This is a genomic window from Trujillonella endophytica, assembly GCF_900110555.1.
In the GTDB taxonomy this organism is placed as follows: Bacteria; Actinomycetota; Actinomycetes; order Mycobacteriales; family Geodermatophilaceae; genus Trujillonella; species Trujillonella endophytica.
The window spans coordinates 208,878-231,672 of record NZ_FOEE01000001.1; the positions used below are offsets into that span (position 1 = coordinate 208,878).

At 75.6% G+C, this 22,795-nt stretch carries 16 protein-coding genes; 13 read left to right on the forward strand and 3 right to left on the reverse strand.

Annotated features, from left to right (window positions below; all coding sequences use genetic code 11):
- Window positions 1-69 precede the first annotated feature (69 nt).
- Window positions 70-738, reverse strand: a complete 669-nt coding sequence (locus BMY88_RS01055; protein WP_091939240.1) for an MBL fold metallo-hydrolase — start codon at window positions 736-738, stop codon at window positions 70-72.
- Window positions 739-787: 49 nt separating this feature from the next.
- On the opposite strand from BMY88_RS01055, the gene BMY88_RS01060 reads away from it, so the two are divergent.
- From BMY88_RS01060 to BMY88_RS01075, 4 genes are all read left to right on the forward strand, one after another.
- Window positions 788-2,260, forward strand: a complete 1,473-nt coding sequence (locus tag BMY88_RS01060) for an amidase (protein WP_091939242.1) — start codon at window positions 788-790, stop codon at window positions 2,258-2,260.
- Window positions 2,261-2,308: 48 nt separating this feature from the next.
- Window positions 2,309-5,200, forward strand: a complete 2,892-nt coding sequence (gene uvrA / locus BMY88_RS01065; RefSeq protein ID WP_091939244.1) for an excinuclease ABC subunit UvrA — start codon at window positions 2,309-2,311, stop codon at window positions 5,198-5,200.
- Window positions 5,201-5,267: 67 nt separating this feature from the next.
- A complete protein-coding gene (locus BMY88_RS01070; protein WP_091939246.1) occupies window positions 5,268-6,113 on the forward strand; it encodes a VOC family protein in 846 nt (281 codons plus the stop codon).
- 76 nt (window positions 6,114-6,189) lie between these two features.
- Window positions 6,190-6,498, forward strand: a complete 309-nt coding sequence (locus tag BMY88_RS01075; protein WP_091939248.1) for a hypothetical protein — start codon at window positions 6,190-6,192, stop codon at window positions 6,496-6,498.
- Window positions 6,499-6,531: 33 nt separating this feature from the next.
- Here the strand turns inward: BMY88_RS01075 and BMY88_RS23635 are convergent, their stop codons facing one another.
- Together BMY88_RS23635 and BMY88_RS01085 are read right to left on the reverse strand one after the other, a co-directional pair.
- Window positions 6,532-8,901 carry a hypothetical protein gene (locus BMY88_RS23635; RefSeq protein WP_170860906.1) on the reverse strand — a complete coding sequence of 790 codons (2,370 nt, stop codon included), beginning with the start codon at window positions 8,899-8,901 and terminating at the stop codon, window positions 6,532-6,534.
- Window positions 8,898-10,604 (reverse strand): Hsp70 family protein, encoded by a 1,707-nt coding sequence (locus tag BMY88_RS01085; RefSeq protein WP_091939251.1) that lies wholly within the window; start codon window positions 10,602-10,604, stop codon window positions 8,898-8,900. Before BMY88_RS01085 ends, BMY88_RS23635 begins: the two co-directional genes overlap by 4 nt.
- Before the next feature lie 151 nt (window positions 10,605-10,755).
- Here BMY88_RS01085 and uvrC point away from each other — a divergent pair, with 151 nt between their 5' ends.
- The 9 genes from uvrC to BMY88_RS01130 all read left to right on the forward strand — a co-directional run bounded on the left by uvrC (window position 10,756) and on the right by BMY88_RS01130 (window position 22,790).
- Window positions 10,756-12,810 (forward strand): excinuclease ABC subunit UvrC, encoded by a 2,055-nt coding sequence (uvrC, locus tag BMY88_RS01090; RefSeq protein ID WP_091939253.1) that lies wholly within the window; start codon window positions 10,756-10,758, stop codon window positions 12,808-12,810.
- Window positions 12,807-13,742: an RNase adapter RapZ gene (rapZ, locus tag BMY88_RS01095; protein ID WP_091939256.1), complete on the forward strand. Its 936-nt coding sequence runs from the start codon at window positions 12,807-12,809 to the stop codon at window positions 13,740-13,742. Before uvrC ends, rapZ begins: the two co-directional genes overlap by 4 nt.
- Window positions 13,742-14,704 (forward strand): gluconeogenesis factor YvcK family protein, encoded by a 963-nt coding sequence (locus BMY88_RS01100; protein WP_211435411.1) that lies wholly within the window; start codon window positions 13,742-13,744, stop codon window positions 14,702-14,704. The genes rapZ and BMY88_RS01100 overlap by 1 nt, the downstream gene beginning before the upstream one ends.
- Before the next feature lie 224 nt (window positions 14,705-14,928).
- A complete protein-coding gene (gene whiA / locus BMY88_RS01105) occupies window positions 14,929-15,909 on the forward strand; it encodes a DNA-binding protein WhiA (RefSeq protein ID WP_091939926.1) in 981 nt (326 codons plus the stop codon).
- Between the two features lie 115 nt (window positions 15,910-16,024).
- Window positions 16,025-17,695 carry a histidine kinase N-terminal 7TM domain-containing diguanylate cyclase gene (locus BMY88_RS01110; RefSeq protein ID WP_091939258.1) on the forward strand — a complete coding sequence of 557 codons (1,671 nt, stop codon included), beginning with the start codon at window positions 16,025-16,027 and terminating at the stop codon, window positions 17,693-17,695.
- Between the two features lie 126 nt (window positions 17,696-17,821).
- Window positions 17,822-18,829, forward strand: a complete 1,008-nt coding sequence (gene gap / locus BMY88_RS01115) for a type I glyceraldehyde-3-phosphate dehydrogenase (RefSeq protein WP_091939260.1) — start codon at window positions 17,822-17,824, stop codon at window positions 18,827-18,829.
- An 8-nt stretch (window positions 18,830-18,837) separates the two neighbouring features.
- Window positions 18,838-20,049: a phosphoglycerate kinase gene (locus BMY88_RS01120; RefSeq protein WP_091939262.1), complete on the forward strand. Its 1,212-nt coding sequence runs from the start codon at window positions 18,838-18,840 to the stop codon at window positions 20,047-20,049.
- Window positions 20,049-20,876, forward strand: coding sequence for a triose-phosphate isomerase (gene tpiA / locus BMY88_RS01125; RefSeq protein WP_091939264.1), 828 nt, complete (start codon window positions 20,049-20,051; stop codon window positions 20,874-20,876). The genes BMY88_RS01120 and tpiA overlap by 1 nt, the downstream gene beginning before the upstream one ends.
- A 114-nt stretch (window positions 20,877-20,990) precedes the next feature.
- Window positions 20,991-22,790, forward strand: coding sequence for an ABC transporter substrate-binding protein (locus tag BMY88_RS01130; RefSeq protein WP_091939266.1), 1,800 nt, complete (start codon window positions 20,991-20,993; stop codon window positions 22,788-22,790).
- Window positions 22,791-22,795: the final 5 nt, after the last annotated feature.

A 22,795-nucleotide genomic window follows, 5' to 3' on the forward strand; every position in this document is an offset into this window, starting at 1 on the left:
CACCGTAGGGGCGGCGGGTCGGCGGGGGACCTCCTCGCCGCGCCCCGATCGCGGGCCGGCGCGGTCCGGTCACCAGCCCCGGCTGCGCCACTCGGAGAGGTGCGGGCGCTCGGTGCCCAGCGTGGTGTCCTTGCCGTGCCCCGGGTAGACCCATGTCTCGTCGGGCAGCGGCGCGAAGACCCGCTGCTCGACGTCGTCCAGCAGGCTGGTGAACCGCTGCGGGTCCTTCTGCGTGTTGCCCACGCCGCCGGGGAAGAGGCAGTCGCCCGTGAACAGGTGCGGGCCGGTGTCCCCGGGGCCGCGCCACAGCAGGGCGATGCTGCCGGGGGTGTGCCCGCGGAGGTGGATCACCTCGAGGGAGTGCCGGCCGACGCGGACGGTGTCCCCGTGCTGGACCGTGCGCTCGACCGGCACCGGCAGGTCGGCGGCGTCGGCGGGGTGGGCGACGGTCACGGCGCCGGTGGCGGCCACGACGTCGGGCAGCGCGCGGTGGTGGTCCCAGTGCCCGTGCGAGGTGACGACGGTCCGCAGGTCTGCGTCGCCGATCATCCGCAGCAGCGCCTCGGCGTCGGTGGCCGCGTCGATCAGCAGCGCCTCGTTGCTGTCGACGTCCCGCAGCAGGTAGGCGTTGTTGTCCATCTCGCCGACGGCGAGCTTGCTCACGACCAGGCCCGGCAGCTCCCGGACGGCGGCCGGGCCCCCGACCGTGGCCTCGCCGGTGTAGGTGTCCGCGCTCATCCTCGACTCCCTCCGGAAACTGTCGGCGACCGCGGCTACGGTCCTGGTCATGGACGCTAGCGGAGGTCTGCCCCCGTCTCCCGGCGACGAGAGCGGGAGCGGGCTGGTCGGGCTCCCCGCCACCGAGCTCGCGGCCCGGGTGCGGGCCGGTGAGGTGTCCGCGGTCGAGGTCGTGCGTGCCCACCTGGCCCACCTGGAGGCGGTGGAGCCCCGGATCGGCGCCTTCCGCGTGGTGCGCCGCGCCGCCGCGCTGGCCGAGGCGGCGGCGGTCGACGCCTCGCCCGACCGCGCGTCCCTGCCGCTGGCCGGGGTGCCCGTGGCGGTCAAGGACAACGTCGCCGTGGCCGGCGAGGTGGCCACCGACGGGTCGTCGGCCGGCCGGCCGATCCGGGCGACGGCGGACTCCGTAGTGGTCGCACGGCTGCGGGCGGCCGGCGCCGTCGTCGTCGGGATCACCCGGGTGCCGGAGTTGTGCCTCTACGCGTCCACCGACTCGGCCGGCGCGGTCAGCCGCAACCCGTGGGACACGGCCCGCTCGCCCGCCGGGAGCTCCGGCGGCAGCGCGGCCGCGGTCGCTGCGGGCGTGGTCCCGCTGGCGCACGGCAACGACGGCATGGGCTCGCTGCGGCTGCCGGCGGCCGCCTGCGGGCTGGTCACCCTGAAGGCCGGCCGCGGTGTCCTGCCCGGGGGCATCGGCGCCGACGACCGGTCGGGCATGGCCGTCAACGGTGCGCTCACCACCACGGTGGCCGACCAGGCGCTCGCCTTCGCCGTCCTGGCGGGGGAGGAGCCCGGGCCCCTGCCCGAGCCGGGCCGGCCGCTGCGGATCGCGGTGAGCCTGCGCTCCCCGGTGCCCGGCGTGCGCGCCGACCGGGCCGCCCGCACGGCGGTGGCGGCCTCGGCGGCGCTGCTCGCGGAGGCGGGGCACACCGTCGTCCGGCGCGACCCGGTCGTCCCGCCCGACGCCGCGGCCGCCGCGATGGTCCGCTGGCTGGCCGGCGCGGAGGACGACGCGGCGTTCCTCGGGCTCGACCGGTCGGCCCTGGAGCCGCGCAGCCGCACCCACGCGCGGCTGGGCCGCTGGGTGCGCCGCCTCGGCCTGGTCCGGCCCGGCCCGGCCGAGCGGTTCCGCCGGCGCACCGAGGCCTTCTTCGCCGGCGACGCCGACGGCCCGATCGACGTCCTGCTGACCCCCGTCGTCACCGGGCCGCCGCCGGCCGCCCGGCCCTGGCACGAGCGGGGCTTCCTGGCCAACGTGACGGCCAACGCGCGGTGGGGGCCGTTCGCCTCGCCGTGGAACCTCGCCGGGGTGCCGGCCGCCGTCGTCCCCGCCGGCACGCGGCCCCAGGGGTGGCCGCTGGCGGTCCAGCTGGTCGGCCCCCCCGGCGCCGAGAGACGACTACTCTGGCTGGCCGGAGACCTGGAACGCCGGCGGCCGTGGCGCCGTCACGCGCCGGTCTTCGACCCCCTCCCGTCGCCGGCCGCGGCGAGCCGTGGAGCCAGCGCCGCTCGACCCCGCTGACCCGGCCCCCGGCCCGACCGACCGAGCACTCCGACCGACAGGACACCCATGGATCGCCTCGTCGTCCGCGGCGCCCGCGAGCACAACCTCAAGGACGTCGACCTCGACCTGCCGCGCGACGCGCTGATCGTCTTCACCGGCCTGTCGGGCTCGGGGAAGTCGAGCCTCGCGTTCGACACGATCTTCGCCGAGGGGCAGCGCCGGTACGTCGAGTCGCTGTCGGCCTACGCCCGGCAGTTCCTCGGGCAGATGGACAAGCCCGACGTCGACTTCATCGAGGGGCTGTCGCCGGCGGTCTCCATCGACCAGAAGTCGACCAACCGCAACCCGCGGTCGACGGTGGGCACCATCACCGAGGTCTACGACTACCTCCGGCTGCTGTACGCCCGGGCCGGCCAGCCGCACTGCCCCAACTGCGGCAAGCCGATCTCCCGGCAGACCCCGCAGCAGATCGTCGACCAGGTGCTGGGCATGGCCGAGGGCACCCGCTTCCAGGTGCTCGCCCCCGTCGTCCGCGCCCGCAAGGGCGAGTACGTCGACCTGTTCAGCTCGCTGCAGACGCAGGGCTTCTCTCGGGTGCGGGTCGACGGCGTGGTGCACCCGCTGACCGAGCCGCCGAAGCTCAAGAAGCAGGAGAAGCACTCCATCGAGGTCATCGTCGACCGGCTCACCGTCAAGGAGAGCGCCAAGCGGCGGCTGACCGACTCGGTGGAGACCGCGCTGGGCCTGGCCGGGGGCCTCGTCGTCCTCGACTTCGTCGACCTCCCCGAGGACGACCCGCACCGCGAGCGGACGTTCTCCGAGCACCTCGCCTGCGTCGACGACGGCCTGTCCTTCGAGGCCCTCGAGCCGCGCAGCTTCTCGTTCAACTCCCCGTTCGGGGCCTGCCCCGAGTGCACCGGCATCGGCACCCGCAAGGAGGTCGACCCCGAGCTCGTCGTCCCCGACCCGGGGAAGAGCCTCGGCCAGGGCGCGATCGCCCCGTGGGCCGGCTCGATGAGCAACGAGTACTTCACCCGGCTGCTCACCGGGCTCTCCCAGCAGCTCGGCTTCTCCATGGACGACCCGTGGGAGCGGCTGCCGGCGAAGGTGCAGAAGGCCGTCCTGCACGGCTCCCCGGACCAGGTGCACGTCCGCTACAAGAACCGCTACGGCCGCGAGCGCAGCTACTACGCCGCGTTCGAGGGCGTGCTGCCGTTCCTCGAGCGCCGGCACGACGACACCGACAGCGAGTACATGCGGGACAAGTACGAGGGCTACATGCGCGACGTGCCCTGCCCCGTCTGCCACGGCACCCGCCTCAAGCCGGAGATCCTCGCCGTCAAGCTCAACAGCCGGTCCATCGCCGAGGTGACCGGCCTGTCCATCGGCGAGGCCTCGGAGTGGCTCAACGCGCTCGAGCTGGGCGAGCGCGAGCGGGCGATCGCCGACCGGGTGCTCAAGGAGATCCAGGCCCGGCTGTCGTTCCTCGTCGACGTGGGGCTGGACTACCTGTCGCTGGACCGGCCGGCGGCGACGCTGGCCGGTGGCGAGGCGCAGCGGATCCGGCTGGCCACGCAGATCGGTTCCGGGCTGGTCGGCGTCCTGTACGTCCTCGACGAGCCCTCGATCGGCCTGCACCAGCGGGACAACACCCGGCTGATCGAGACGCTGATCCGGCTGCGCGACATGGGCAACACCCTGATCGTCGTCGAGCACGACGAGGACACGATCAAGGTCGCCGACTGGGTGGTCGACATCGGCCCCGGCGCCGGCGAGCACGGCGGCGAGGTTGTGGTCAGCGGCACGGTCGCCGACCTGCTGGCCAGCGAGCGGTCGCTGACCGGGCAGTACCTCTCCGGGCGCAAGCAGATCACCGTGCCCGAGGTGCGGCGCCAGATCACGCCCGGCCGCGAGCTGGTCGTCAAGGGCGCGCGGGAGCACAACCTCAAGGGCATCGATGTCACGTTCCCGCTCGGCGTGCTGGTGGGCGTCACCGGTGTCTCGGGCTCGGGCAAGTCCAGCCTGGTCAACGACATCCTCTACACGGTGCTGGCCAACGAGCTCAACCGCGCGCGCCAGGTGCCCGGCCGGCACCGCACGATCACCGGTCTGGAGCACCTGGACAAGGTGGTCCACGTCGACCAGTCGCCGATCGGCCGCACACCCCGCTCCAACCCCGCCACCTACACCGGGGTCTGGGACGCGGTGCGCAAGCTGTTCGCGCAGACGACCGAGGCGAAGATGCGCGGGTACCTGCCCGGCCGCTTCTCCTTCAACGTCAAGGGCGGCCGCTGCGAGGCCTGCTCCGGCGACGGCACGCTGAAGATCGAGATGAACTTCCTGCCCGACGTCTACGTGCCCTGCGAGGTGTGCAAGGGCGCCCGGTTCAACCGGGAGACCCTCGAGGTGCACTACAAGGGCAAGACCGTCGCCGAGGTCCTCGACATGCCCATCGAGGAGGCCGCCGACTTCTTCGCCGCCATCCCCTCGATCGCCCGCTACCTGCGCACCCTGACCGAGGTCGGCCTGGGCTACGTGCGGCTCGGCCAGCCGGCCACCACCCTGTCCGGCGGCGAGGCGCAGCGCGTCAAGCTCGCCAGCGAACTGCAGAAGCGCAGCAACGGCCGCAGCATCTACGTCCTCGACGAGCCGACCACCGGCCTGCACTTCGAGGACATCCGCAAGCTGCTGCTGGTGCTGCAGGGGCTGGTCGACAAGGGCAACTCGGTGATCGTGATCGAGCACAACCTCGACGTGATCAAGAGCGCGGACTGGCTGATCGACATGGGCCCCGAGGGCGGCTTCCGCGGTGGCACGGTGGTGGCCGAGGGGCCGCCGGAGTTCGTGGCGTCGGTGCCCGGGAGCCACACCGGCCGCTACCTCCTCCCGATGCTCGACGCGGCCGCGGTCGAGGCGGCCGCCGCCCCGAAGAAGCGGGTGCGCAAGAAGGCCAGCTGAGCGCGCGCCCCGGTCCTGTCACCCCCCGGCGGCAGCATCACCCACCCGGCGACCCGGAGGTGGAGTGATGACGCAGCCACGGACCTACCCGCACGGCGTGACCTGCTGGATCGACACCGAGCAGCCCGACCCGGCCGCGGCCGCGCGGTTCTACGGCGGGCTGTTCGGCTGGTCGCTCACCGACGCGATGCCTCCCGGCGCGCCCGGGTCCTACGTGATCGCCACGCAGGAGGGGCAGGACGTCGCCGCGCTCGCCCCCGGCGCCGGCGGCACGGCGACCTGGAACACCTACGTCGCCGTGGACGACTGCGACGCCACGGCCGCGGCGGTCGCGGCGCTGGGCGGCTCGGTGACCGCGCCTCCGTCGGACGCCGGCCCCGCCGGCCGGACGGCGGGCTGCACCGATCCCCAGGGGGCGCCCTTCCGGCTCTGGCAGGCCCGGCGCCGGCCGGGTGCGCAGCGGACCAACGCGCCCGGCACCTGGAACTTCTCCGACCTGCACACCCCCGACCCGTCGGCTGCGCTGGCCTTCTACGTCCCGCTGTTCGGCTGGCGGACGACGGAGCTGCCCGGCGGCGCCGGCACGATGGTCCAGGTGCCCGGGTACGGCGACCACCTCGCGGCGACGGTCGACCCCGACATCCACGAGCGGCAGGCGGAGGCGCCAGCCGGCTTCGCCGACGTGATCGGTGGCCTGGCCGCGACCCTGCCCGCGGAGCCGCCGCACTGGCACGTCGTCTTCGCGGTGGCCGACCGGGACGAGGCCGCGGCCACCGCCGAGCGGCTCGGCGCCGTCGTCCTGGACGCGGGCGAGAACGCGTGGACGCGGACCGCGCGCCTGCGCGACCCGCAGGGAGCGGAGTTCACGGTCAGCCAGTTCGCCCCGCAGACCGACGGAGCGGCGGACTTGTGAGTGACGTCACGCTGCGCGTATGGTGCCTGTGACAGACGTCACCGGGGCACACCTGTGCCTCGAAAGGGAGGCCGCGATGAGCGCACTCACGCCCGACTGCGACCCGGACATGCAGCACTGCGGTCAGCCGTGGCAGGGGAAGGCCAAGCCCGGCTCGGGCATCCTGGCCGCTGCCGTGCTGGTCGCGCTCCTCGGCCTGTCCCTGCTCGTGGTCACGAAGGACGTGGTGTCCGACGCGTTCGACTTCGTCGCCGTGCCGGTCGGCCTGCTCGCGGCCGTGGCACTCATCCGCCGCGCCGTCCGGCTGGCCGCCCGTGGCGCTTCCGCCGTCGCCGCGCACCTGCCCACGGCCGTGGCCGTGCGGCGCTCCCAGCCCGTCGGCTGACCTCCCGCACGCTCGCGTCCCGCGCCCCGCCCGTCAGGCCGGGCGGAGCCGCGCACCCTCCGGGGCCTCGCTCGCCACGAGGAGCCGGCTGCCCGCGCGCGTGCAGGCGAACACCGCCACGTGGCCGGCGTCGGGCCCCGGCAGCCCACCGTCGATGTCGTAGCGGCCGCGCGTGACCTTCCGCCGCGAGGCGGCGGGGTCGTCGGGGCCCTCGGGCGGCGCGTCCGGACGGATCGAGACGACCACCTCGGTGCAGCCCTCGGGCCAGGTCCAGCGCAGCCGGTCGCCGTCCGCGACGACGTCGGTCACCGCGGGCAGCACCACCCAGGCCGTGCCGGCCCCGGCCACCGCCGCCGTGCCCGCCCGGGTGAGGACGACGTACTCGGTGACCGGCGCCGACGGGCGGGCGTCGACCGCCAGCCCCGGGACCATCGCGGGCACCAGAGTGCCCAGGGTGTCGGGGTCGACGAGGGAGCCGGCGGCGGGCGGGGTCGCCCCGGCCGGGAGCCGGCGCACCTCGGCGGCGCCGGCCTCCGGCACGGGGTAGCTCAGCCGCAGCCGGCGGCCGTGCGGCGCGGCCGTCAGCGACCCGACCACCGCGCCGGCCGGCGGGGTGGCGGGAACCACGGGAACCACCGGAGCCACGGGAGCCACCGGAGCCACGGGAGCCCGGGGAGCCGGGGGAGCGGCCGGCGCGGGCCGGGCTCCGCTCACCGCCTCCGCGGCAGCGATCCCCAGCCGCGACGCGACGACGACGTGGGCGGCGACCTCGCCGTAGCCGCCGTCCTCGAGCGCGCAGGTGGCGGTGATGCCGACGACCTCCCGCCGGCCGTCCGGGCGCACGCGCAGCACCCGGTACTCGACCGGCCCGACCGACCGCGACGCCGTCCACCGGACCTCGCGCGCCCCGCCCGGCGCCGGGACGACGTGCACGCCGCCGGCCGGGGCGACGCCGAGGGCGGCGAGCTCCGCCCGGGCCGCGGGGTGGTCCACGACCGCCTCCAGGACCGCGAGGAGCACCCGTTCCCGCTCCGGCCCGACGGGAGCGGCGGCGAGGGCGGCGTCGGCCTCGGCGAGGGCGGCACGGCTCGCGGCGAGCAGGTCCTCGGCGGAGTCGCCGGCCGGTCCGCGCACGTCGGCAGCGGTGGCCACCAGGTGCTCCAGCGCCGTCGCCGCGGCGGCGTGCCGGCGGGCGGCCAGGGCCGGCTCCACCGTCCGCCAGGTGGCGTCGGCCCGGGTGGCCGCGGCCGCGACCTCGTCGGCCAGGGCCCGGATGGGCGGGAGCATCTCCCGGGCGGCGGCGAGGGCCGCGTCGACGTGCCGGCCTGCAGCGGTCGGCCGCCCCGCCCGCAGCGCCGCCCGCGCGGCCGTCAGCTCCGCCTGCCAGTCGACCCGTCCGCCCGGCCCGCGCGGTGCGACCGGCGGGGGAGCCAGGTCGACCGGCGTCCCGGCGGCGGCGGCCAGCTCGGACACGACCGCGGAAGCGCGCGCGGGGTCGAGACCGGCGGCCAGGGCCTCCTGCACGAGCACGGCCGCGTCGTCGGCGGTCAGCCGGTCCTCGACCAGCACCGCGGCGGCGACCCGCGGCCGCAGCGCCTCGCGGACGTCGGCGGCCAGCGCGTCGAGGTACACCGCCGGGTCGCCGTCCACCAGCAGCATGCCGGCGGCGGCGAGCAGGTCGTCGACGAGCGCCCGCCGCCGGTCGGGCCGGCGCTGCCGGTTGACCACCAGCAGCGCGTCCCGCCGCCGCCGGACGGTGTCGCGATCGGCGGTCGGCGGGAGCTCGAGCAGCGCGTGCAGGCTGGGCACGCGGTCGCCCTCGATGCGGCCGAGCTCCTCGAGCCCGTCGCGGACCTGGCGCAGCACGACCGCCGGGTCGGCGGCCGCGGGCGGCGCGGCGGGTGCGTCGACGGCGCCGAGCAGCCGGTGCCCGTCCAGCCGCGCCTCGAAGGCGGCGTCGTCGATGCCGGCGGCCGCGGCCAGGCCGCGCAGCCCGGCGACCTTGTCCGCGGGCACCCCGCCGAAGCGCTCGACCAGCCGCGCCAGTGCGGCGTCGAGCTCGGCGTAGCGGGCGGCGTCGCGGCGGGCGCGCTCGGCGCGGGTCTGCTCGGCCAGCCACTGCCGGCTCCCGGCGCTGCGCAGCTGGGCGGCCAGCCGGTCGTGCGAGGCCAGCAGGGCGGTGACCAGCCCGCGGTACTTGGGGTGGTCGCGCTGCTTCTGCCAGAAGGCCCAGACGGCGTCGATCCGGCCGCCCACCTCGTCGTCGGACAGCGATCCGGCGGCGTCCAGGGGGAGGTCGTACACCTCGAACGGATCGCTGTCGTCGAGACCGCCGCGGGCCTCGACCGAGGCCAGCACCCGCTTGCGGTAGGCGTTGCCGTCGAACGGGGGGAGCACCGTCATGACTCCCGGCGGCGCACCCGCCCGACCTGCGCCCGCTCCCGGGCGACGTCGGCCTGGCTCAGCGCCGCCCCGGTCTCGACGCGCACGGTCAGGGGCCGGTCGGCGAGGCCCTCGTGCAGGGCCGTGAGCTCGAGGATGCCGTCGAAGCCCATCCGCAGGATCACCTGGATCTCGGTGCCGGCCGGATGGCCGGGCGGGATGTCCTCGATCGAGGCCTCGGCGAGCAGCTTGGCGTCCTCGGGCCGGGGCGACTCGGCGCCCCCGCCCTGCTCGACCACCCGGATGGTGACCACCCGCTGGTCGTCGTGCACGGTGCCGAACGAGCGGCGGACGGCGATCGGCAGCCGGTCGTTGCGGTGCACCAGGAAGACCGTGGCCGGCTCGCCGAAGCGGTCGAGGGCCAGCACCCCGAACCCGCGGGAGACGGTGTTGAGGACCTGGATCTCGACCGTGCGCCGGACCTGGGCCGCGGTCAGCCCGACGGCGTCGCCCAGCCGGGCGCAGGCCGCGTCGACGTCGGCCGGGGCGGCGTACTCCAGCGGGGTGCCGTCGCGCAGCTGCCCGCGGGTCGCCAGGTCGCCGGTGAGCAGCCGCTCGAGCTGCTTCTTGCGGCCGTAGACCGCGGCGCCCTTGGCGACGGCGAGGTCGGGGTCGTGCACCTCCGCCGGGACGCCGAGTTCCGCCGTCAGCCGCTGGGCCACCGCCGGCATCCGGGTGGAGCCGCCGACCAGGAGCACGCGGTCGATCCGGTCGACCCCGCGGGCGCGGGCGGCGGCGACGGCGGCCCGGGTGAGCTCCATCGTGCGCTCGAGCAGGCCGGCGGTCAGGTGCTCGAACTCGGCGCGGGTGACCGGGACGTCGGCGCGGCGGCCGTCGTGCTCCACCGGGACCACGACCTGCTCGCGCGCGCTGAGCTCCCGCTTGGCGCGCTCGGCGGCGAGCACGAGCGCCTGCCCGCCGGCGCTGTCGTCGAGCGGGTCCTCCGCGTCGGGGTGCGCGGCGAGGAACGCCCGGGAGAGGTGGACCGCGAGCTTCTCGTCCCAGTCCGCGCCGCCGAGCTCGTGGTCGCCGTCGGTGGCGACGACGGCCAGCCGGCGGTCGGCGAGCTCCACGACCGCGACGTCCACGGTGCCGCCGCCGAGGTCGTAGACGAGGGCGACCTCCTCGAGGTGGTCCTCGGGGCCGGCGCCGTCGAGCCGGGCGAAGCCGTACGCCAGCGCGGCGGCGGTGGGCTCGTTGATGACGTCGAGGACGGTCAGCCCGGCGTACTCACCGGCGAGCCGGGTGGCCCGCCGCTCCTCGTCGCCGAAGTATGCCGGCACGGTGATGACGACGTCCTGCACCGGGCCGGCGGTGCTGAACGCCGTCTCGCTGACCAGCGCCTTGAGGACGAGGCTGCTGACGGCGGGCGCGGACCAGGAGCGCCCGTGGCTGACGAACCGCCAGGTGCTCTCGCCCATCCGCCGCTTGACCAGGGTGCAGACGTCGTCGGGCTGCGCGCGGGCCAGGATCCGGGCGCGCTCGCCGGTGACGTAGTCGTCGGGGCCCACGAAGAGGACGACGCTGGGCAGCGTCGGGGTGCCGTCGAGCAGCGGGACGACCTCGGCCCCGCCGGTGCCCGACACCTGCGCCAGGCAGCTGTAGGTGGTGCCCAGGTCGATGCCGTAGACGGTGGCCGACGGCGGACGGGCACCTCGGGGCATGCGCCGGAGGGTAGCGGCGTGCTCCGGGACCGGGGCGGGCGGCGGCCGCGCTCCCGCTCCGCGCGCGGCGGCGGAGGACGGGTGTGGCGCGTGGGACGGACGGGTCCGCACCCGTCCCGGCGTGTCGGACCCTCGACCTAGGCTGGGAGCCATGCCCGACCCGTCCTCGTACCGCCCAGCGGTCGGCAGCATCCCCGAGACCCCGGGGGTCTACAGGTTCCGCGACCCGAACGGCCGGGTCATCTACGTCGGCAAGGCCAAGAGCCTCCGCCAGCGGCTGAACAGCTACTTCGCCGACATCGCCGGCCTGCACCCGCGCACCCGGCAGATGGTCACGACCGCGGCGAGCGTCGAGTGGACCGTCGTCGGCACCGAGGTCGAGGCGCTGCAGCTCGAGTACAACTGGATCAAGGAGTTCGACCCGCGGTTCAACGTCCGCTACCGCGACGACAAGAGCTACCCCTCCCTGGCGGTGACGCTCAACGAGGAGTTCCCCCGCCTGCAGGTGATGCGGGGGCCCAAGCGCAAGGGCGTGCGGTACTTCGGCCCCTACGCCCACGCGTGGGCGATCCGGGAGACCCTCGACACGCTGACCAGGGTCTTCCCGGCCCGCACCTGCTCCAACGGCGTCTTCACGCGGGCCGGCCAGATCGGCCGGCCCTGCCTGCTCGGCTACATCGGCAAGTGCGCGGCCCCCTGCGTGGGCCGGGTGAGCGCCGTGGAGCACCGCGCGATCGTCGACGACTTCTGCGACTTCATGGCCGGCCGGACCGACGCGATGGTCAAGCGCCTGGAGCGCGAGATGGCCGAGGCCGCGGAGGCGATGGAGTACGAGCGGGCCGCGCGCCTGCGCGACGACCTCGGCGCCCTCAACCGCGCCATGGAGAAGCAGGCCGTCGTCCTCGGTGACGGCACCGACGCCGACGTCGTCGCGTTCGCGCAGGACGACCTGGAGGCCGCCGTCCAGGTGTTCCACGTCCGCGGCGGGCGGGTCCGCGGGCAGCGCGGCTGGATCGTGGACAAGGTCGAGGAGATCGGCACCGGCGAGCTGGTCGAGCAGTTCCTGCTCCAGGTGTACGGGGGGATCGACGAGGCGACCGGCGTCAGCGAGGCCGGTGAGACGGTGCCGCGCGAGGTGCTGGTCCCGGAGCTCCCCGCCGACGCCGACGTCTACGAGGAGCTGCTGAGCGAGCTGCGCGGCAGCCGGGTGAGCCTGCGGGTGCCCCAGCGCGGCGACAAGCGCTCCCTGCTGGAGACCGTCGAGCGCAACGCCAAGGAGGCGTTCGTCCGGCACCGGGTGAAGCGCTCCAGCGACCTCACCGCGCGGTCCCTGGCGCTCGCGGAGCTGCAGGAGGCCCTGGAGCTGCCCGAGGCGCCGCTGCGGATCGAGTGCATCGACGTCTCGCACGTGCAGGGCACGAACGTGGTGGCCTCGATGGTCGTGTTCGAGGACGGGCTGGCGAAGAAGGCGGACTACCGGCGGTTCTCCGTCACCCACGGCACCGACGACACCGCGGCCATGGCCGAGGTCGTGCGGCGGCGCTTCGCCCGGCACCTCAAGGAGGAGGCCGACCGGCGCGACGACCAGGGGATCGCCGCGGAGGAGGGGCGGCCGCGCCGCTTCGCCTACCCGCCGAACCTCCTCGTCGTCGACGGCGGCGCCCCGCAGGTGGCGGCGGCCGCGCGCTCGCTCGACGAGCTCGGCGTCGTCGACGTCGCCGTCTGCGGGCTGGCCAAGCGCATGGAGGAGGTGTGGCTGCCGGGCGAGTCCGACCCGGTGATCCTGCCGCGCACCTCCGAGGCGCTGTACCTGCTGCAGCGGGTGCGGGACGAGGCCCACCGGTTCGCGATCACCTACCACCGGCAGAAGCGCTCGGCGAGCATGCTGGTCTCCCTCCTGGACGACGTCCCCGGTCTCGGCGACACCCGGCGAAAGGCGCTGATGAAGCGGTTCGGATCGCTCAAGCGGCTGCGGGCCGCCTCGCTGGAGGAGCTCATGGAGGTGCCCGGCATCGGCCGGCGGACGGCGGAGGTGGTCAGGGCCGCCGTGGCCGAGCCGGGGGAGGCGACGCCCGCCGGGCCCCCGGAGCCGGACGAGTCGACGCTCGGGCCCGACGGGCCGGCCGAGCTCGGCACCCCGCAGCCGGGCGCCGGCGCCACCGCCGAGGTCGGCCGGGTCGCCCCCGTCCGCGGGGTGGCCTCGTGAGCGCGGAGCCGCAGGAGGGCGCGGGGCCGCAGCGGGACGTCGTCCCGCCGGTCGACCCCACCGGCACCGAGACCGCGCCGCTGGACGTCGTCGTCGTCACCGGGCTCTCCGGTTCGGGCAAGAACACCGCCGGGCGGGTCCTGGAGGACCTCGGCTTCTACGTCGTGGACAACCTGCCGCCGGCGCTGCTGCAGCCCATGGTCGAGCTCGGCGCCCGCGGCGACCTGCGCCGGTTCGCCGCGATCGTCGACGTCCGCAGCCGCGCCTTCTCCAGCGACCTGCAGGAGTCGATCGAGGCGCTCGCCTCGGCCGGCCACCGCCCGCGCGTGCTCTACGTGCACGCCCGCGACGAGGTGCTGGTGCGCCGCTACGAGTCCAACCGCCGGGAGCACCCCCTGCAGGGCAGCGGGCGGCTGGCCGACGGCATCGCCGCGGAGCGCGCGCTGCTCACCGGCATCGCCGGCGACGCCGACCTGTGGGTGGACACCAGCGACCTCAACGTCCACCAGCTGCGCGCCACCCTGGAGAACGCCTTCGCCCGCGAGGGCCACGCGCCGCCGCTGACGGCCACCGTGCTCAGCTTCGGGTTCAAGTACGGGCTGCCGCTGGACGCCGACCTCGTCGTCGACGCGCGCTTCCTGCCCAACCCGCACTGGGTGCCCGAGCTGCGGCCGCGCACGGGCCAGGACCCGGCGGTGCGCGACTTCGTGCTCGGCCAGGACGACGCCGGCCCGTTCGTCGACCGCTACCTCGACGTCCTGCGGCTGCTCCTGCCCGGGTACCGGCGCGAGGGCAAGCGCTACCTGACCCTCGCCGTCGGCTGCACGGGCGGCAAGCACCGCAGCGTCGCGATCGCCGAGGAGTTCGCCCGCCGGCTCGCCGCCGACGGCGTCCAGGCCGTGGCCCAGCACCGCGACCTGGGGCGCGAGTAGTGGCGGCGACGCCCGGCGCCCCGCCGCGCGTGGTCGCGTTCGGCGGCGGGCACGGGCTGGCGGCAGCCCTCGGTGCCTGGCGGCAGCTCACCCCCGACCTCACGGCCGTCGTCACCGTCGCCGACGACGGCGGCTCCTCGGGGCGGATCCGCCGGGAGATGCCCGTGCTGCCGCCCGGTGACCTGCGCATGGCGCTGGCCGCGCTGGCCGGTGACGGCGAACGGCGGGCGGAGATGACCGCGCTGCTGCAGCACCGGCTGGGCGGCACCGGCGTCCTCGCCGGGCACCCGGTGGGCAACCTGGTGCTGACCGGGCTGGTGGAGCTGCACGGCGGGGACACCGTGCGCGCCCTGGACACCCTCTGCGAGCTCCTGGGGGCCTGCGGAAGGGTGCTGCCCATGGCCGAGGTCCCGCTGGACCTCGTGGCCCGGGTGGAGACCGTGGATCCCGACGACCCCGCGCGCACCCGCACCATCCGCGGCCAGGTGGCGATCGCCTCCACGCCGGGCCGGGTGCGCGACATCCTGGTCGCACCGGCGGACCCCCCGGTGCACCCGGCGGTGCTCGAGGCCATCGCCACCGCGGACGTCGTCTCGCTGGGTCCCGGCTCCTGGTACACCTCGGTGCTCCCGCACCTGCTGGTGCCGCGGCTGCGGGCCGCGCTGGCCGCCAGCCCCGCGCGCGTCGTCGTCGTCCTCAACCTGGAACCGCAGCCGGGCGAGACGGACGGCTTCTCCCCGGAGGAGCACCTGCGCGTGCTCCAGGGGCATCTGGGCGGAGTGGCGCTGCACACCGTGATCGCCGATGTCGACTCGGTTGTTGACCGCTGTGGTCTCCTGTCAGCGGCACGGGAGTGCGGTGCCGAACTCGTGCTCGCGCCGGTGGCGGAGCCGGGGGGCGCGCCGCGGCACGATCCCGAGCGGCTCGCGAAGGCACTCGCCGACGTGCTCGGGGCGGGCTGACGGATGGCGATGGTGACCGTGCTACCGGGAGGATCGGATCCCGGGACGGACCGATCCGTGCCAGGGCGCACCGACGAGGGGGAGGGGACGCCGGACATGGCTCCTGACTGGGCACGGACCCGAGGGGTGGTGGCGGTGTCTCCCGCACTGCTGGGGGAGGACGAGGTGGGGATGACCCCTGGGGGAACGAGCGGGCCCGTGGGGACCGGACGGGGGTGGACGGCATGGCGATGACAGCGATGGTGAAGGACGAGCTCTCCCGCGTGGAGTGCTCGCGGACCTCCGAGCGCAAGGCGGAGGTGACCGCGCTGCTGCGCTTCTCCGGCGGCCTGCACATCGTGGGCGGCCGGGTGGTCATCGAGGCCGAGCTGGACACCGGCTCGGTGGCCCGCCGGCTGCGCCGCGACATCAGCGAGGTCTACGGCTACACCAGCGGGGTCAGCGTGCTGGCCGGCGGCAACATCCGCCGGGGGGTCCGCTACCTGGTGCGCATCGCCAAGCACGGCGAGGGGCTGGCCCGCCAGACGGGCCTGGTCGACCAGCGCGGCCGCCCGGTGCGCGGCCTGCCGCCGTCGGTGGTGTCCGGGGGCATCGGCGACGCCGAGGCCGCCTGGCGCGGCGCGTTCCTCGCCCACGGCTCGCTCACCGAGCCCGGCCGGTCCTCCTCGCTGGAGGTCACCTGCCCGGGCCCGGAGGCCGCCATGGCGCTGGTGGGCGCCGCGCGCCGGCTCGGCATCGCGGCCAAGGCCCGCGAGGTCCGCGGCGCCGACCGGGTCGTCGTGCGCGACGGCGACGCGATCAGCGCGCTGCTCACGCGCATGGGCGCCCACGACGCGGTCATGGCGTGGGAGGAGCGGCGGATGCGCCGCGAGGTCCGCGCCACGGCCAACCGGCTGGCCAACTTCGACGACGCCAACCTGCGCCGCTCGGCGCGGGCGGCCGTCGCGGCCAGCGCGCGGGTCGAGCGGGCGCTGGAGATCCTCGCCCAGGACGCGCCCGAGCACCTGCTGGTGGCCGGCCGGCTGCGGCTGGAGCACGGCCAGGCCTCGCTGGAGGAGCTCGGTCAGCGCGCCGACCCGCCGATGACCAAGGACGCCGTGGCCGGGCGGATCCGCCGCCTGCTGGCGATGGCCGACAAGCGCGCCAAGGACCTCGGGATCCCCGACACCGAGTCCGTCGTCACCGACGACATGCTCGCGCAGTAGCGGAACGGGCCGGTCTCCCCCGCTGGGGGGAGGCCGGTTCAGCACCCCGCCTCCCGAGCCGATCTCCCGGGCGTGGCGACCATCCGGTCGGCCGCGGCCGACGGAGGAGCTCGGGATGACGCAACAGCACTGGGCGCTGGTCTTCGCCTGTGCCGCGGTCGTCGCCCTCGTCACGGCGGCGCTGGCCTGGCGGCGGCGCGGCCGGACCCCGGCCGCGACCGCGCTGGCCGCGGCGATGCTGGGCGTGGCGGCCTGGTCGGCGGCCGACGCGGTCGTCTACTCGGTCGCCTCCGACGCCGTGCGCCGGGTGTTCCCGCCGGTGCTCCTGGCCTCGGTCGGCCTGGTGTGCGTCGCCGTCTACGTGGTGGCCCGCACCGTCGTCGACCCCTCCTGGCGGCTCGCCCGCCGGTCGGCCGCCCTGCTGGCCATCGAGCCCGTCGTGATGGTCGTGGCGGCGTCCGTGCCCGCGACCCGTGACCTGGTGCTGCACCTCCCCACGGTGGGCGCCGCCGGGGACGACGCCCGGATCACCCTCGGGCCGATCTTCGGGCTCCACACCGCCTACTCCTACGTCCTGGTCGCCCTCGCCTACCGGCGCCTGGCGCGGGGGTGGAAGCGGGCCACCGGCGTCTTCCGGCGGCAGATCGGGGTCCTGCTCGGGGCGGCGGCCCTGTCCACCGCGGGCAACGTCCTGGCCGTGGCGCTCCAGGCCGACGGCAACGGCGACGGCGTCGACCTCACCCCGCTGTGCTTCCTGTTCACCGGGCTCATCGACTCCTGGGCGCTGCTGCGACTCGGCCTGCTCCGGGTGGTGCCGGTGGCCCGCGACCAGGTCGTCGACACCGTGCCGGACGCGGTGCTGGTGGTCGACCCCGACGGCCGCATCCTGGACCTCAACCCGGCAGCCCGTGCGCTGCTCGAGGCGTTCCGGCCCGACGCGCCCGCCGACGCCGTCGGTCGGCTCCTCGGCGAGGTCGCGCCGCACGCCGTCGCGATCCTGGAACGGACGGAGGACCGCGACGGCCACCGCCTCGCGGAGGTCCGGCCGGGTCGCTGGCTGGACGTCCGGAGCTCGCCGGTGTCCGATCCCCGCGGCCGTCCCCTCGGCCGGATCCTCGTGGTGCGCGACGTCAGCGACCAGCAGGCGCGGCAGCGCGCGGTCGAGCTGCTCAACCGGCAGCTCGCCGAGCAGGTGGCGGAGATCGAGCGGCTGCGCGCGGTGCTCGCGGAGGAGGCGGTCCGCGACCCGCTCACCGGGCTGCACAACCGCCGCCACCTCGACCGGGCGCTCGACGCCGCACTGGCCGGCGCGACGGACGCGAAACCGGTGTCCCTGGTCCTGGTCGACCTGGACCACTTCAAGGCGGTCAACGACCGCTTCGGTCACGCCGGAGGCGACCGGGTGCTCACCGCGCTCGGGCGGATCCTGCAGGACGCCGTCCGCGCCGGCGACACCGCCGCCCGCCTGGGTGGCGAGGAGTTCGTCCTGGTGATGGCCGGCGCCGGGCGCGACCGGGCGATCGAGCGGGCCGAGCAGCTCCGCCGGCGGGTGCGCGCCGCCGTGCACCACCTCGACGGCGACGAGTTGCGGGTGACCCTCAGCATCGGGGTGGCCGCCTCCCCGGACGACGGCTCGTCCGGCGCGGCGCTGCTCGACGCCGCGGACCGGGCGCTCTACACGGCGAAGGCCACCGGCCGGGACCGCGTCGTGGCGGCGTCCGCGCTCGACCCGAGGCGCGCGCTCGACCGCCACGGCGCCGTGGTGCCACCGCTGCCCGTGCACTGACGGGGGTCCCCCGACCGGGCGGCCCGGCACCGGCCGACCCCGCGCCCGCTAGGGTTCTCGCCGACGCGCGGCCGGGCGTCCCGCTCGGCCGCCGCTGCAGCGAACGGGTCCTCGGGAGGTCCAGCAGTGACGGTACGGGTCGGCATCAACGGCTTCGGGCGCATCGGCCGCAACTTCTGGCGGGCCGCCGCCGCCAGCGGCAAGGACATCGAGATCGTGGCGGTGAACGACCTCACGAGCCCGGCGACCCTCGCCCACCTGCTCAAGTACGACAGCATCCTCGGCGTCCTGCCGCAGGACGTGGAGGCCACCGACGACGGCATCAGCGTCGGCGGCGCCGCCATCAAGGTGCTCTCCGAGCGCGACCCCGCCGCCCTGCCGTGGGGCGACCTGGGCGTCGACGTCGTCGTCGAGTCCACCGGCTTCTTCACCAAGGCCGACCTCGCCCGCAAGCACGTCGACGCCGGTGGCGCCAAGAAGGTCATCATCTCGGCGCCGGCCTCCGGCGACGACCTGACGATCGTCATGGGCGTCAACCACGAGAAGTACGACGGCTCGCAGACGATCATCAGCAACGCGTCCTGCACCACGAACTGCCTGGCCCCACTGGCCAAGGTGCTGCACGACGCCTTCGGCATCGAGCGCGGCCTGATGACGACGATCCACGCCTACACCGCCGACCAGAACCTGCAGGACGGCCCGCACAACGACCTCCGCCGGGCCCGCGCCGCCGCGCTGAACATGGTCCCGACCTCGACGGGTGCCGCGAAGGCCATCGGCCTGGTGCTGCCCGAGCTGAAGGGCAAGCTCGACGGGTACGCCGTCCGCGTGCCGGTCCCCACCGGCTCGGCCACCGACCTGACGGTGCAGCTGAGCCGGGAGGCCTCGGCCGAGGAGATCGACGCCGCCTACCGGGCGGCCGCCTCCTCCGCCCCGCTCCAGGGCTACCTCAAGTACACGGACGCGCCGATCGTCTCCAGCGACATCGTCACCGACCCGCACTCGTGCATCTACGACGCCGGCCTCACCAAGGTGTTCGGCCCGATGGTCAAGGTGCTCGGCTGGTACGACAACGAGTGGGGCTACTCGAACCGGCTCGTGGACTCGGTCGAGCTCGTCGGCGCCTCGCTCTGACGCGGACCATGCGCTCCCTCGACGACCTCCTGGCCGAGGGCGTCTCGGGCCGGCGCGTGCTCGTGCGCGCCGACCTGAACGTCCCCCTGGACCGCTCGACGCCCTCGCCCCGCATCTCGGACGACGGCCGGATCCGCGCCAGCCTGCCGACGGTGCAGGCGCTGCGGAACGGCGGCGCCCGCGTGGTCGTGGCCGCCCACCTGGGCCGCCCCAAGGGCGCCCCGGACCCGCAGTTCTCGCTGGCACCGGTGGCCGCGCGGCTCGGCGAGCTGCTGGGCACCGACGTGCCGCTGGCCTCCGACGTGGCCGGCGACGACGCCCGCGCGAAGGTCGCGGCGCTCGGCGACGGCGACGTGCTGCTGCTGGAGAACGTCCGCTTCGAGGCGGCCGAGACGTCGAAGGACGACGCCGAGCGGGGGGAGCTGGCCGACCGGCTGGCCGCCCTCGCCGACGTCTACGTCGACGACGCCTTCGGGGCGGTGCACCGCAAGCACGCGTCGGTCTACGACGTCGCGCTGCGGCTGCCGCACGCGGCCGGCCGCCTGGTCGCCACCGAGCTCGACGTCCTCACCCGGCTGACCACCGACCCCGAGCGCCCCTACGTGGTCGTGCTCGGCGGCTCCAAGGTCAGCGACAAGCTGGCGGTCATCGAGGCGCTGCTGCCCAAGGTGGACCGGCTGCTGGTCGGCGGCGGGATGTGCTTCACCTTCCTGGCCGCGCAGGGCCACGGCGTCGGCAGCTCGCTGCTCGAGGCCGACCAGGTCGACACCTGCCGGCGGCTGCTGGCCGAGGCCGGCAACCGGATCGTGCTGCCGGTGGACGTCGTCGCGGCGTCGGCGTTCAGCGCCGACGCGGAGGTCTCCGTGGTCGACGTCGACGCCATCCCCGACGACCGGATGGGCCTGGACGTCGGGCCGCGGACGGTCGAGGTCTTCGGCCGCGAGCTCGGCGGAGCGCGCACCGTCTTCTGGAACGGCCCCATGGGCGTGTTCGAGCTGGTGCCGTTCCAGGCCGGCACCCGCGGCGTCGCCGCCGCGGTCGCCGCCGTGGCCGGCCTGTCGGTCGTCGGGGGTGGTGACTCCGCCGCCGCCGTCCGCACCCTGGGCCTGGACGAGGCCGCGTACGGCCACATCAGCACCGGCGGTGGCGCGTCGCTGGAGTACCTGGAGGGCCGGGAGCTGCCGGGCCTCGCGGTGCTCGCGCAGGACGGGGCCGCCTGATGGCCCGCACCCCGGCCCCCGCGCCGCGCACCGGTCGCCGGCCGCTGATCGCCGGCAACTGGAAGATGCACATGACGCACCTGGAGGCCATCGGCCTGGTGCAGAAGCTCGCGTTCTCCCTCAAGGAGACGCAGCTGGAGGCGGCCGAGGTCGTCGTCGTGCCGCCGTTCACGGCTCTGCGCAGCGTCCAGACCCTCGTGACCGGCGACAAGCTGGGCATCGGCTACGGCGCGCAGGACCTGTCGCTGCACGACTCCGGTGCCTACACCGGCGAGGTCAGCGGCGCGATGCTCGCGGCCCTGGCCTGCACGTACGTGGTGGTCGGGCACTCCGAGCGGCGCGCGCTGCACGGGGAGGACGACGCCGTCGTCGCCGGCAAGGTGCAGGCCGCCCAGCGGCACGGCCTCGTGCCGATCCTGTGCGTGGGCGAGGGCCTCGACGTGCGCAAGGCCGGCCGCCAGGTCGCGCACTGCACCGAGCAGCTCGACGCCGCCCTCGAGGGGCTGACCGCCGAGCAGGTGCGGGGGACCGCGCCCGGCGGCGAGATCGTGCTCGCCTACGAGCCGGTGTGGGCGATCGGGACCGGCGAGGTGGCCACGCCGGAGGACGCGCAGGAGGTCTGCGGCGCACTCCGGTCCCGGCTCGCCGAGCGTTTCGGCCCGGAGACGGCCGCCGCGGTCCGTATCCTCTACGGAGGGTCGGTCAAGGCCGCGAACACGGCCGGGATCCTGGCCGGGCCGGACGTCGACGGTGCGCTCGTCGGCGGTGCCAGCCTGGATGCCGACGAGTTCGCGCAGATCTGTCGGATCGCCGCCGACGGGGGCTGATCGCTCCCCGTCAACCGGGGGAGCGGGTACGTGAGCGAACAGGGGCGTGAGCATCGCAGCGAGCGCCGGCGAGCGGGGAGCGCAGCGCCCCGCGGCAGCGGATCGGCCGGCGCCGTGAGCAGCACGCTGGAGCGGGTCGCCCGGCGCCGTCCGTCGTGGCTGCGCGGGAACCTGGGCCGGATCCTCGGCCTGGCCGTCGTCGTCGCCCTGGTCGCCGCCGTGGCCGTCAGCTGCGCGGGCGGCCAGGACGCGGGGGCGTCGGTCCCGGTGCTCGGCGACGGTCCCGACGCCGGCCTGAGCGGCGTCCGGTCCCCGTCGGACGCCGACGGCGGCACCCTGCGGGTGGTCGCCGGCGACATCGACAGCCTCGACCCCCAGCGCTCCTACTCGTCGGGTGTGTGGAACCTCATGCGGCTGTACACCCGCACGCTGGTGACCTACTCGTCGCGACCCGGGGAGACCGACACCCTCGTCCCGGACCTCGCCACCGACCGGGGCCAGACGCCGGACGGCGGCTCGACCTGGACGTTCACCCTTCGCGAGGGGGTGCGCTTCGAGACGGGCGCGCCGATCACCGCCCGCGACGTCAAGTACGGCATCGAGCGCTCCTTCGCCTCCGACGTCGTCGTCGGCGGCCCCACCACGGTGGTGGACCTGCTCGACGACCCGGCCAACCCCTATCCCGGCCCCTACCAGGACGAGGCGGCGGACCGGCTCGGCCTCGCCTCGATCGAGACGCCGGACGACCGGACCATCACCTTCCGGCTGCGCACGCCGACCCCGGACTTCCCGGTCGTCCTCGCGCTGCCCTCCAGCAGTCCCGTCCCGATCGGCGCGGACACCGGGGTGGCCTACGGCGGGGACCCGGTGAGCTCCGGGCCGTACGCGATCACCACGGTCGACGGCCAGACCGGGATCGTGCTGGACCGCAACGCCGAGTGGGACCCGGCGAGCGACGACGTCCGCACCGCGCTGCCCGACCAGGTCGTCGTCCGCACCGGGCTGTCCGGCCTGGAGCGCGACCAGGCCCTGCTGGCGGGCTCGGCGGACGTCGACATCTCCGCCACCGGGATCCAGATGGTCACGCAGGCCCGGCTGGCCGACGGCGACAGCGGCGGCGTACCGCTGGAGGACCGGGTGGACGAGGTCACGACGGGGGCGGTCCGCATCCTGGCGCTGCCCACGGACGTCGCTCCGATGACCGATCCGAACTGCCGCGCGGCGGTCGTCGCCGCGATCGACCGCTCCGCGGTGCAGCGCGTGCTCGGCGGCCCCTCCGACGCGGTGGTCGCCTCCCGGCTCTGGCCCGCCGGGCTCGAGGGCGGCCCCGAGGCGAGCGACGACGGCGCCGACCGGGGCGCCGCGCGGGAGGCGCTGGCGGCCTGCGGCGTGCCGGACGGCTTCAGCACCGTGCTGGCGGTGCCCGACGCCACCGCCAGCGTCGCCGTGGCGGAGGAACTGGCCGACCAGCTCGCCGAGGTCGGCATCGTCGTCGAGGTCCGGTCGCAGCCGGCCAGCAGCTTCTACGCCAGCGACGTCGGCGATCCGGACAACGTGCGGGCCCAGGGCATCGGCATGATCCTCGCGACCTGGACGGCGGTGGTGCCGACGCCGTCGGCCTTCCTCGTGCCGCTGGTCGACGGCCGCTCGGTGAGCCGGGTCGGCAACACCAACTACGCCCGCCTGGTCGACCCGGCCATCAGCGCACTAATCGACGCCGCGGTCGCGGTGGGGCCGGACGCGGACGCCGCCCGGGCGGCGTGGCGCGAGGTGGCGACGGCGGCGCAGGACACGGCCGCGTACGTGCCGCTGGCCGAGACGCGGGCGCAGCTGCTCGCCGGGCAGCGGCTGCGCAACGGCGTGGTCATGGAGCCCTACGCCAGCTACGACCTGGCGACCGCCGGCGTCCGCTGACGTCC

Coding starts and splice junctions, on each gene's coding strand:
- BMY88_RS01110 (WP_091939258.1), top strand. CDS start 16,025: ATGACGCAACAGCACTGGGCGCTGGTCTTCGCCTGTGCCGCGGTCGTC.
- BMY88_RS23635 (WP_170860906.1), bottom strand. CDS start 8,901: ATGACGGTGCTCCCCCCGTTCGACGGCAACGCCTACCGCAAGCGGGTG.
- BMY88_RS01085 (WP_091939251.1), bottom strand. CDS start 10,604: ATGCCCCGAGGTGCCCGTCCGCCGTCGGCCACCGTCTACGGCATCGAC.
- BMY88_RS01055 (WP_091939240.1), bottom strand. CDS start 738: ATGAGCGCGGACACCTACACCGGCGAGGCCACGGTCGGGGGCCCGGCC.
- whiA (WP_091939926.1), top strand. CDS start 14,929: ATGGCGATGACAGCGATGGTGAAGGACGAGCTCTCCCGCGTGGAGTGC.
- uvrC (WP_091939253.1), top strand. CDS start 10,756: ATGCCCGACCCGTCCTCGTACCGCCCAGCGGTCGGCAGCATCCCCGAG.
- BMY88_RS01060 (WP_091939242.1), top strand. CDS start 788: ATGGACGCTAGCGGAGGTCTGCCCCCGTCTCCCGGCGACGAGAGCGGG.
- BMY88_RS01075 (WP_091939248.1), top strand. CDS start 6,190: ATGAGCGCACTCACGCCCGACTGCGACCCGGACATGCAGCACTGCGGT.
- BMY88_RS01070 (WP_091939246.1), top strand. CDS start 5,268: ATGACGCAGCCACGGACCTACCCGCACGGCGTGACCTGCTGGATCGAC.
- tpiA (WP_091939264.1), top strand. CDS start 20,049: ATGGCCCGCACCCCGGCCCCCGCGCCGCGCACCGGTCGCCGGCCGCTG.
- BMY88_RS01120 (WP_091939262.1), top strand. CDS start 18,838: ATGCGCTCCCTCGACGACCTCCTGGCCGAGGGCGTCTCGGGCCGGCGC.
- uvrA (WP_091939244.1), top strand. CDS start 2,309: ATGGATCGCCTCGTCGTCCGCGGCGCCCGCGAGCACAACCTCAAGGAC.